We start from the raw sequence: 8914 nt of genomic DNA, 5'->3' as shown, positions 1-8914 counted from the left end.
GAGTTCGCCGGAGACCTGATCGACGACCTGCGCAGGGGTCTAGGCTAAGTTCCATGCGCTCACATGGGGGTGGGTCGGTGACCCGCGTTGCGGTGCTTCCCGCCGCGCATCCCGCGGTGCGCCGCATCACCGGCCTGGACGGGTTGGACCACGTCGAGCTGGTTCCGGTGCGGCCGGGGGTGGTCCTCGGCCAGACCCCGGCGGACGCGGCCACCCCCGCCGAGCACGACCCCGCGCATCCGGCCTCCGGCGAGATCCACCTCGACGGCCACCCGCTGGACCACCTGGACGTGGCGCACGTGCACTTCGGCTACGACTACCTGGAGCCCGAGAGCGCCGACGGCGTGGTGGAGCACCTGGCGCGGTCTGAGGTGCCGATGGTGCTCACCGTCCACGACATCGTCTACCCGTCCCACGAGGACGAACTCCCGCACCGCGATCACACCGGCACGCTGGTCGAGGCCGCCGCGGCGGTGGTGACGCTGACCGAGGTGGCGGCGTACGAACTGTGGGTGCGGTGGGGCGTCGAACCGGTGGTCGTGCCGCACCCGCGGCTGCTGGACGAGGACTAGGTCTCCTCCGCCATCCGCGCCGGCAAGCACCTGCGCGGTCCCGGCGATCCGGTGGTGGTGGGGGTGTTGCTGGAGCGGATGGGCGAGAACATCGACGGCCCGGAGCTGCTGGACCAGCTGGCGCCCGTCGCCCACGGGCGGCGGGGCGCGCACCTGCGGATCGTCGTGGAGGCGCAGGCGTGGCGCGACGCGTGCGGCGAGGACCGCGAGGCCGGTGGGCACCATCTGGTGGCGGAGCTGGCGGCCGAGGGCGGCTGGGAGTCGGTGCGGTTGGTGCGGTACGAGTCGCTGGACCTGGCGCCGTTGCTGCCCGAGTTCGCCGCGCTCGACGTGTGTGTGTTGCCGTACCGCTTCGCCACCCATTCCACCTGGTTGGAGTTGTGCCGCGACCTGGGCGTGTCGCCGGTGTTCCCGGCGGTGGGGTTCCTGCGGGAGCAGTGGTTCGACTGTTGCGATCCGGGCGATCATTCCGGGGAGATCTACGATCCCCGCGATCCGTCCGCGGTGGCGGTGGCGGTGCGGGCGGCGTTGGAGAATCCCCGGGCCGTCCCGCCGCGGGTCGCGGGCGCTGATCCGACGAGCGTCATCGCGGCCCATGCGCGGATTTATGCCGAGGCCGCCGGGCGCCGCTGAGCGTCCGGGGTCGGGCCGGCGCGCGGTGGGGTGGTGGCTGCGCTCGGCCGGGCCGGGCTGGGGGCTGCGCCGGGCCGGCTAGGAGTCGGCGTCGCCGCGGGCGATGTCGACCGGCCAGGCCAGCGTGAGCATCGAGTCGGTGGCCGGGGCGGCCGCGTCCATGCTCAGCTCGAGACACACGGTGACCGGGGATCCGGGCGTGGTGCGGGTGGCGCCGGGCAGGACCAGCGGCTCGTCGACGGTCGGCGCGTCGAGTGGCACCGGGCGGTCACTGTCGCCGGCGAGGATGCTGGGCGAGTCGAGATCGAACGCCGGCGCGGCGCATGCTCCGCCGCTGGCCGAGACGGCCCGGACCCGTACGTGGGACGCGGTCTCGGGGTCGCCCTCGACGAGCGCACCCTCGCCGATGTCGACGTGGGCGTCGGACCGGGAGTCGACGGTGGTGCGCAGTGTCAGGGGTTGGTAGGCGGAGCGGTTGCGCAGGCCGGCCGTGTCCACGCGGACGGGGAAGTGGCCGCCGTAGGAGGAGATGGGCGCGGTCCAGGTCGTACCGAAGTCGGTGGACGCCTGGACGGACCACGCCGAGCTGCGCAGTTCGGACTCGCGGGTCTGCGCTTCGCGGTCCTGGACGATCACAGTCGCGCCGAGTGCGCAGACGGAGGCGGCACCGAGTGCGACCAGTGTGGTCGCCGCGTGCCGGATGCGCATGACTCCTCCGAGGGGCCGTCTGGTGGAGATCGGTCCAGAGGAGGGGGCTCTGGTGCGGGCGGGGCCGCAGTGATCGCCGGTTCACCTAGTTTATGGTCGGGGCTCGCAGCATCGTTACAGCCGCCCCGAGTGTGGCCGAGATCACTCCCGGGCCTGCGTAGGCCGATCGTCAGCGGATGTAGACCACGGTGCCGGTTGTCTGGTTGACGGCCGCCCAGCGCCAGCCGTCCTGCTCGGCATCGTCCGAGGTGAAGGTGGCCCACGTGTCGCCGGGGTCGCCGCCGCTCAGCCAGATCTCCAGGGCCGCGAGCCCCTGCTGTGCGTCGGTGGGGACGGTGGTGCCCGGGGTGACGACGACGAGGTCATCGCCGCCCACGGTCGCGGTCCCGACGTCTTCGAGTCGAGCAGAGAGTGAGAGCGGCCTGGGCTCATCGGGAATGACGACCGCGGGCGCTGCCGACGTCGAGGTGAGGGTCTTAGTGGCCGGCGGGGTGGTGGTGGTCTTGGGCGTGGTGGCGGTGGGGACCTGCGTCGTGGAGGCCGGCATGCGCGTGGCGGTACTTGTGCTGGGCCGCGTCGACGTAGCGAAGCGGCTGGCGGTGGTCGACGTCGTGGTGGCGGTGTGTCCGGCTTCGCTGGTTGCGGGGAGACCGTCCACCGACGGGGCGGATTGGACATCTTCCCCGCGTTCAGTCGAAAGACCGGGGTCGGGATCGGATGCGGCTAGTGGCGCCAGGGGGGCAGAGGCTGAGTTTGGGAAGCTTGTGTCCCATACAACGGCGGGGTTAGATTGTGTGGGTCGGGTAGGTAAGCCCGGCAACGGCTGAGAGTTTCCGCATTCGGCTCTGGCAAGAATCGCGTCGACCGACCAGTAAGTGGTGGTACCACTAGGGTTAGTGGCCCGGATATTGATGGCGACTTGCGCCCATGCCGAGTTGAGAGCCGTGTCCTCGGTGTAGAGAAGAGCGACGCGATATCTGTAGGAACTCGTTTCTCGGACTTGCTGCTTCCGAGGTGCTGCCTTGGTGGGAAGAGCCAGAGTCTTGGTGCTGGCCCCGCTGCCGAGAGTGAACGATCCGCTTCCCGCCAGCCCCGTGTTACCAGACGTACCTGGGTTACAGCTCGCTGAAACTCGAAGCGGGTTGGTTGAGGACGACGGTTCGTAGACGACAAGCGGCGTGGTCGGGACGCCAAAGGGGTTCGTTGCATGCACCCTGAACTCGGTGACATCCGCCAAGGCGTAGCTGGTCGCAGTACTTGCTAGGGCACACTCCGTGCCGGGCGGTGCGGCGCGCGCGCAACGCACACCCGACATGGCGAACGGCAGGGCGAGTAGAGCCGATTCGTTACTGAATGGCGTGTTATTGGTCTGAGTTACGGGGTTCTGACCTGTCGTCCGCGTTGCCTCATATCCGTCCATCGCCTCTGCGCCGCTCAAGAAGGAGTAGTCGCGCACGAATTCGCCATAGGCTCCCAACCCCCGCGCGTAATTGATCCCGACATACTGGCTGGCGGTAAAGCTGGCGTTAGCGTGGACGCTATCGGTCCAGGCCGCCTCGGTCAGTTCAATGGGAGCCACGCTCGTAGCCGTGGTCCCCAGCATCGCGAGTGTGGCGACGGCCATGACCGCGGCCCTCCATCTGCCCGGTCGTCTTGTCATTCCGTTACTTCCTGGGGTTGAGCGTGCTGCTTGCGGGGCCAGAAAGCCCAGACCACCAGCAGGGACGCCGCGACCGTGATCCCCGCCATGTACTTGGGTTGACTGACCGCCGACACCACGTAGGCGAGACCGGGTGCGTGCCACAGGACCTTTCTGACCTCGGTCACCTCGTATGGCTGGGAATCGGGTGAGTCGTTGGCGTCACCCTTCATTTCGATCGAGTACACGCCGTTGCCGACTGGCGTGGTGGAGACGACCCGGTGCGTCACGGGAAGTTGATCCTCGCCGCGTGACACCGTCGTCACATCGCCGACGCGGATGTCGGACGCCGGGATCTGTCTGACGACGGCGAGCGAGCCGGTCGGGATGGTCGGTGACATCGACCCGGTCTTGAACATGATCAGGCTGATGTTGAGGGCGAACGCGGCGATCGTCGCGACGATGCATATCGCGCCCAGGACCGCGAGCACCGTGAGTATCCCGTCTTCGACGGCGGACCAGATGCTCCTGCGGGTCGAGGTCGGGGCGGTGGAGTCCGCCTTCCCTGTGGCATCCCCAGTCGATCGGGACATGGCGACGCTCACGTCGACGCTCCGAGTGGTCGCAGCGCGGGCCTCTTCGCGGGCGCCACGGGCGCCTCTGCCAGGCCCGCGTGCCGGGACCGTGTCAACACGCACGACTTCGTTGTCGACAAGTCATCACGTCCTTCGGGAAGCTGCGTCAAGGTCTGGTGGTAGCCGAATCCTGGTCAGACGGACTTGGCGTCGAACTTCCACACCAGCTGGCCCGTGGTGCCGCCCCTCACGTCCGCCGGTGCGCTGGCGTTCAACGTGATCTTGAAGCAGAGAGCCTGCGGAGTCGTGTCTGGAGACGCGGTCTTCGAAAGAGTGAAGAACGGACTCGCGGTATAGGTGGTCGTCAACGGCCCGGTGACCACCGGAGTGGCTGCGCCCGTTCCCGCGGCGGTGCAGGAGGCGGGCGCCAGCTTGTAGATGGCGACGGTGAGGTTCGAGAACAGCGCGTTGTTGGCCAAGTTGGAGACTGCGGCACCCGACGGCGCGGTCGAGAGCCTGATCTCGGCGTCGTAGCTGTTCGCGCTCGGGTCCACCCTGAAGTTGATCGGGGCGTATACGGAGTCGCTGGGCGTCATCGCGGCAGCAGTCGCGGCTACGGTGAAGGTCAGCGCGCCGCCCGGCGATGTCGCGTGTTCAGCCCAAGCCGTGCCGCCGCTGTCGACAGCGGCTTGGACGTTGAACTTCCCCGATGAGAACGTGCTGTTCACCCACACGTCATCCGTCCAGGCGGCGAGAGTCATGGTCGCGCCGAGGCCCAGGACGACTCCGCCGGCAAGAAGCGCCTTGCGCTTGCGGTTGCGGTCCAGCTTGACGGAGGGGGCGGGCGAGTCGCTCATAATCTGCTTCCGGGGTGGAGTGGTCGGGCGGGACCGCTGAGCGGTCCCGCCCGAGGGGGTAGATCACGACCGTGCGTCAGCTGCTCGCTGAGCCGGGTCGGCGGTGATCAGGTGTTGGCGGTGGCGGTGAACCGCCAGGTGATGGTTGTGGCGGTTGCGGCCTTAACCGCATCTGTGTTGGCGGTCAATGTGACGCCAAGGCAGAGCTGGTCGGAATCCGCAGCGGCGGCAGACAACGGAAGGGCGGTTCCGATTGTTGTGGGAGCGGTAGGTCCGGTTCCGACAACGGTTCCGTTGGCCCAATCCGTGCCGCCCGGGGTCTGATCGTTGCAGGCGGTGGCGGTCGTGCCGTCAATGACGCGGTATGCGATGTTGCCTGACAGGTCGGTGTCGAAGCCGCTGGCGAAACCCACTTCGTTCAGAACGAATGTGCCAGCGATCGTGGTTTCCGGGGAGAGGCGGAGTGTGATCGGCGCAAAGACCTCTTCGTTCGGCTGCAGCTCGATGGCGGTGCCGCCAGTCAGAGCCTGGTCGAACCTCAATTCGCCCCCTGGTGCGGAGTCGTACTTGTCCCAGCCCGTGGTGCCGGCGAAGGGTGCCGTCACATTCGTTGTGGTGACGTTGCCCTCGAGTTCAAAGGTGCCGGTGTTGAACGTGCCGCTCGCAAACACGTCATCCGACCACGCGGCCAGGGTCACCGCGGCGCCGAGGCCGAGGACCACGCCGCCGGCGAGGATCGCCTTGCGCTTGCGGCGGCTGTCCGCCTTCTTCTGGGCGTCGGGGGTGAGAGGGGATTGCGCGGTCATTCGCAGGCCTTTCTTGCGGGGGAAGGGGCACCGAGACCTGCCCGGGGCAGAAGCGTCGGGGATCCGGGCCCGCCGAGCGATACGCCCCTGCGTGATATGTGTCCTGAATCCGAGAAGACTCTTAGACGCCCAAGAGAAAAAGTAAAGTCCCGCTTAATGCGCGCGCAATCGGCTGGCATGGACGCAGTGTGAGCGCGGTGGACGCTCGCCCTGCCTGGTGTGACGGCGTGGGTAGTGGCGTTCGGATGTCAGAACCGCAGCGCGCGTGCGCCGTAGGCTGGATCGCAGTCCGTATTTGCCGCGCAGTACCGTTTCCCGAACCGACCCGAGGAGAAGCCGATGCCCGACACCCCGCCCCTGAAGCTCGGCTACAAGGCGTCAGCCGAGCAGTTCGGCCCCCGAGACCTCGTGGAATACGCGGTCCTGGCCGAGCAGGCGGGCATGGACTCGGCCACGGTCTCCGATCATTTCCAGCCGTGGCGTCACGATGGCGGGCATGCGCCGTTCTCCCTGTCGTGGATGACCGCGGTGGGGGAGCGCACCGAGCGACTGCAGCTCGGGACCTCGGTGCTCACGCCGACCTTCCGCTACAACCCCGCCGTGCTCGCCCAGGCCTTCGCCACCATGGCGTGCCTGTACCCGAACCGCATCTTCCTGGGCGTCGGCACCGGCGAGGCGCTCAACGAGATCGCCACCGGCCACCAGGGTGAGTGGCCGGAGTTCAAGGAGCGCTTCGCCCGCCTCCGCGAATCCGTCCGCCTCATGCGCGAGCTGTGGACCGGAGAGACCACCACCTTCGAGGGTGACTACTACACCACCAAGGACGCCTTCCTCTACGACGTGCCCGCCGACGGCGTCCCGGTGTACATCGCCGCCGGCGGCCCGGTCGTGGCCAAGTACGCGGGCCGGGTGGGCGACGGCTTCATCTGCACCTCCGGCAAGGGCATGGGCCTCTACACCGACAAGCTGCTGCCGGCCGTCGACGAGGGCGCGGGGATCAACGAGCGCGACTCCTCGGCCATCGACCGGATGATCGAGATCAAGATCAGCTACGACCCGGACCCGGCCGCAGCCCTGGAGAACTGCCGCTTCTGGGCGCCACTCTCACTCACCCCCGAGCAGAAGCACTCCGTGGACTCGCCGCGCGAGATGGAACGACTGGCCGACGAACTGCCCATCGAGCAGGTCGCCAAGCGCTGGATCGTCACCTCCGACCCCGACGACGCCGTGGAGCAGGTCAAGCAGTACGTCGACGCGGGACTGAACCACCTGGTCTTCCACGCGCCCGGCCACGACCAGAAGCGCTTCCTCGACCTGTTCTCCACCGATCTCGAACCGCGACTGAGGGCTCTGAAATGACCGAAGAACACCATCTCGCCGGCCCGGACACGGCGGACCTCGGAGGTCTGGAAGGCATCCTCGGCGGGCAGTCCTCCGTCCGCGTCCTGCGGTATCCGCACGAGACCGAGCCGGATGAGGAGGGAAACACCACCGAGTGGCATTGCGACATCGTCGTCGTCGACGACATGCCCGCGCCGGGGTTCTCCACCTATGCCACCATCGGCGCGCGCGAGCTCCCCACCAACGTCACCACGCCCGAGGGGCGACAGATCCGCAGCGAGTTCGTCACCGTCGGCCGCACCGGGCACCGCGCCATGGCCGACGTCCTGGACGCGTGCGCCCTGGCCGTGGCCACCGGCTCCATCCACGTGGCGCCCGGCGCGGTGATCCCGGGCGCGGTGGGCCTGGTCGACACGGGTCGGCGCTGCGAGCACCTGGTCCTCACCCCGCCGTTCCTGTGGCCCGAGCTGCAGGTGGTGGACGAGACCGGCGGCCCCGACGGCACCGGGCCGCTGCTCACGCGACTGCAGGCCGTGCCCATCACCACCGCGGAGATGTCCGCGATCGGCCGCGACGGCGCCGACGCGCTGTTCGGGCTGCTCGACGCCGCCAACGCCGACGTCACCGACCCGGACCGGCCGAGCGTGGTGTGAGCGCGGCGCTCGTGCGGGTGCTCGACACGGCCGCCGGGCGGATGGTCGCCGAGGCCACGGCGCTCGGGATCGCGCGGGTGGAGTGGGTGGGGCCGGGCTTAGTGGGGCCGGGCGCGGTGCTGGTGGACGCGGCGGTGCCGGACGCCCGCGAGCGCGACGAGGCGCGCGACCCCGACCCCGGCGCGGCGGCCGGCCACCTGGCCCGCCTGGCGGACCAGCTCCGGGCGTACTGCGCCGGTGAGCTGCGCGGGTTCGACGTCCCGGTGGACTGGGCGGCCGCGGGCGTGCACGACGGCTTCTCTCGCGAGGTCTACCGCGAGATCCAGCACATCCCCTACGGCCAGACCGCGACCTACGGGCAGATCGCCGTGGACGCCGGGCGGCCCCGCACCGCCCGCAGGGTCGGGCGGCTGTGCAGCCTCGTCCCCGTGCCGTTGGTCATCCCCGTGCACCGCGTGATCCGCGCCGACGGCGGGATGGGCCGCTGCCCCGGCCACCGGCTCCGGCTGCTGGAGCACGAGCGCCGCAACCTCGCCGCGGCCGCGCCGGTGGGACTGCCAGCGGTGTGACGTAGCGCCCGGCGTGGTTACTCTGGCGGCAACCCGACCGCCGACCACGACCCACCGCCGACCACGACCCACGGGGGAACCCATGACCGTCGGAGACGTCACCGCCGCACCGACCGCCGAGACCGCGATCGGGAGGTTCCTCCGGGTCCGCGGCCTCACCGACCGGCTGGCCTCCCGGCTCAGCCCCGAGGACCAGGTCCCGCAGTCCATGACCGCGGCCAGCCCCGCCGCCTGGCACCGCGCGCACACCACCTGGTTCTTCGAGGAGTTCGTCCTGGGCGGGCTGCCCGGGTACGCCCCGCCCGAGCCGATCTTCCGGTTCCTGTTCAACTCCTACTACGAGGCCGTGGGCCCGCGGCAACCCCGGCCCGAGCGGGGCCTCATCACCCGACCGGGCGTGGCGGAGATCGGGGACTTCCGCGCGCGGGTCGACAGCGAGGTGGTGGCGGCCCTCGAGGCGGGCCGGGTCGACGAGCGGGGGCTGGAGCTGCTCGAACTGGGCTGCCACCACGAGCAGCAGCACCAGGAGCTCCTGCTCATGGACCTCAAGCACCTCTTCTC

Annotated in this window: 11 protein-coding genes; 6 read left to right on the top strand and 5 right to left on the bottom strand. The window is 69.4% G+C overall.

The window, feature by feature from the left end; translation table 11 throughout:
* Nucleotides 1-53 precede the first annotated feature (53 nt).
* The gene (locus B4M60_RS00960) at nucleotides 54-572 is read left to right on the top strand and encodes a hypothetical protein (protein ID WP_291079489.1); all 519 of its coding nucleotides are present in this window, start codon (nucleotides 54-56) and stop codon (nucleotides 570-572) included.
* A 63-nt stretch (nucleotides 573-635) separates the two neighbouring features.
* Nucleotides 636-1205: a hypothetical protein gene (locus B4M60_RS00955; RefSeq protein WP_291079488.1), complete on the top strand. Its 570-nt coding sequence runs from the start codon at nucleotides 636-638 to the stop codon at nucleotides 1203-1205.
* Nucleotides 1206-1283: 78 nt separating this feature from the next.
* Here the strand turns inward: B4M60_RS00955 and B4M60_RS00950 are convergent, their stop codons facing one another.
* From B4M60_RS00950 to B4M60_RS00930, 5 genes are all read right to left on the bottom strand, one after another.
* Nucleotides 1284-1913, bottom strand: coding sequence for a hypothetical protein (locus B4M60_RS00950; protein ID WP_291079487.1), 630 nt, complete (start codon nucleotides 1911-1913; stop codon nucleotides 1284-1286).
* 169 nt (nucleotides 1914-2082) lie between these two features.
* Nucleotides 2083-2460: a hypothetical protein gene (locus B4M60_RS00945; protein WP_291079486.1), complete on the bottom strand. Its 378-nt coding sequence runs from the start codon at nucleotides 2458-2460 to the stop codon at nucleotides 2083-2085.
* A 1109-nt stretch (nucleotides 2461-3569) separates the two neighbouring features.
* Nucleotides 3570-4076, bottom strand: a complete 507-nt coding sequence (locus B4M60_RS00940; protein WP_414646698.1) for a signal peptidase I — start codon at nucleotides 4074-4076, stop codon at nucleotides 3570-3572.
* Nucleotides 4077-4321: 245 nt separating this feature from the next.
* Nucleotides 4322-4984: a SipW-dependent-type signal peptide-containing protein gene (locus B4M60_RS00935; protein ID WP_291079484.1), complete on the bottom strand. Its 663-nt coding sequence runs from the start codon at nucleotides 4982-4984 to the stop codon at nucleotides 4322-4324.
* A 107-nt stretch (nucleotides 4985-5091) separates the two neighbouring features.
* A complete protein-coding gene (locus B4M60_RS00930) occupies nucleotides 5092-5790 on the bottom strand; it encodes a SipW-dependent-type signal peptide-containing protein (protein ID WP_291079483.1) in 699 nt (232 codons plus the stop codon).
* A 339-nt stretch (nucleotides 5791-6129) separates the two neighbouring features.
* On the opposite strand from B4M60_RS00930, the gene fgd reads away from it, so the two are divergent.
* The 4 genes from fgd to B4M60_RS00910 all read left to right on the top strand — a co-directional run.
* A complete protein-coding gene (fgd, locus tag B4M60_RS00925) occupies nucleotides 6130-7149 on the top strand; it encodes a glucose-6-phosphate dehydrogenase (coenzyme-F420) (RefSeq protein WP_291079482.1) in 1020 nt (339 codons plus the stop codon).
* Nucleotides 7146-7784 carry a suppressor of fused domain protein gene (locus tag B4M60_RS00920; protein WP_291079481.1) on the top strand — a complete coding sequence of 213 codons (639 nt, stop codon included), beginning with the start codon at nucleotides 7146-7148 and terminating at the stop codon, nucleotides 7782-7784. The genes fgd and B4M60_RS00920 overlap by 4 nt, the downstream gene beginning before the upstream one ends.
* Complete coding sequence (locus B4M60_RS00915) at nucleotides 7781-8353, top strand: methylated-DNA--[protein]-cysteine S-methyltransferase (RefSeq protein ID WP_291079480.1); 573 nt, start codon at nucleotides 7781-7783, stop codon at nucleotides 8351-8353. The genes B4M60_RS00920 and B4M60_RS00915 overlap by 4 nt, the downstream gene beginning before the upstream one ends.
* 82 nt (nucleotides 8354-8435) lie before the next feature.
* Nucleotides 8436-8914 (top strand): DinB family protein (locus B4M60_RS00910; protein WP_291079479.1); only part of this gene is annotated, 479 nt, incomplete at its 3' end.

Origin of the sequence: Dietzia sp. UBA5065 (assembly GCA_002415925.1) — a bacterium.
Lineage (GTDB): Bacteria > Actinomycetota > Actinomycetes > Mycobacteriales > Mycobacteriaceae > Dietzia.
This window is presented reverse-complemented; position numbering and strand designations above follow the sequence as displayed.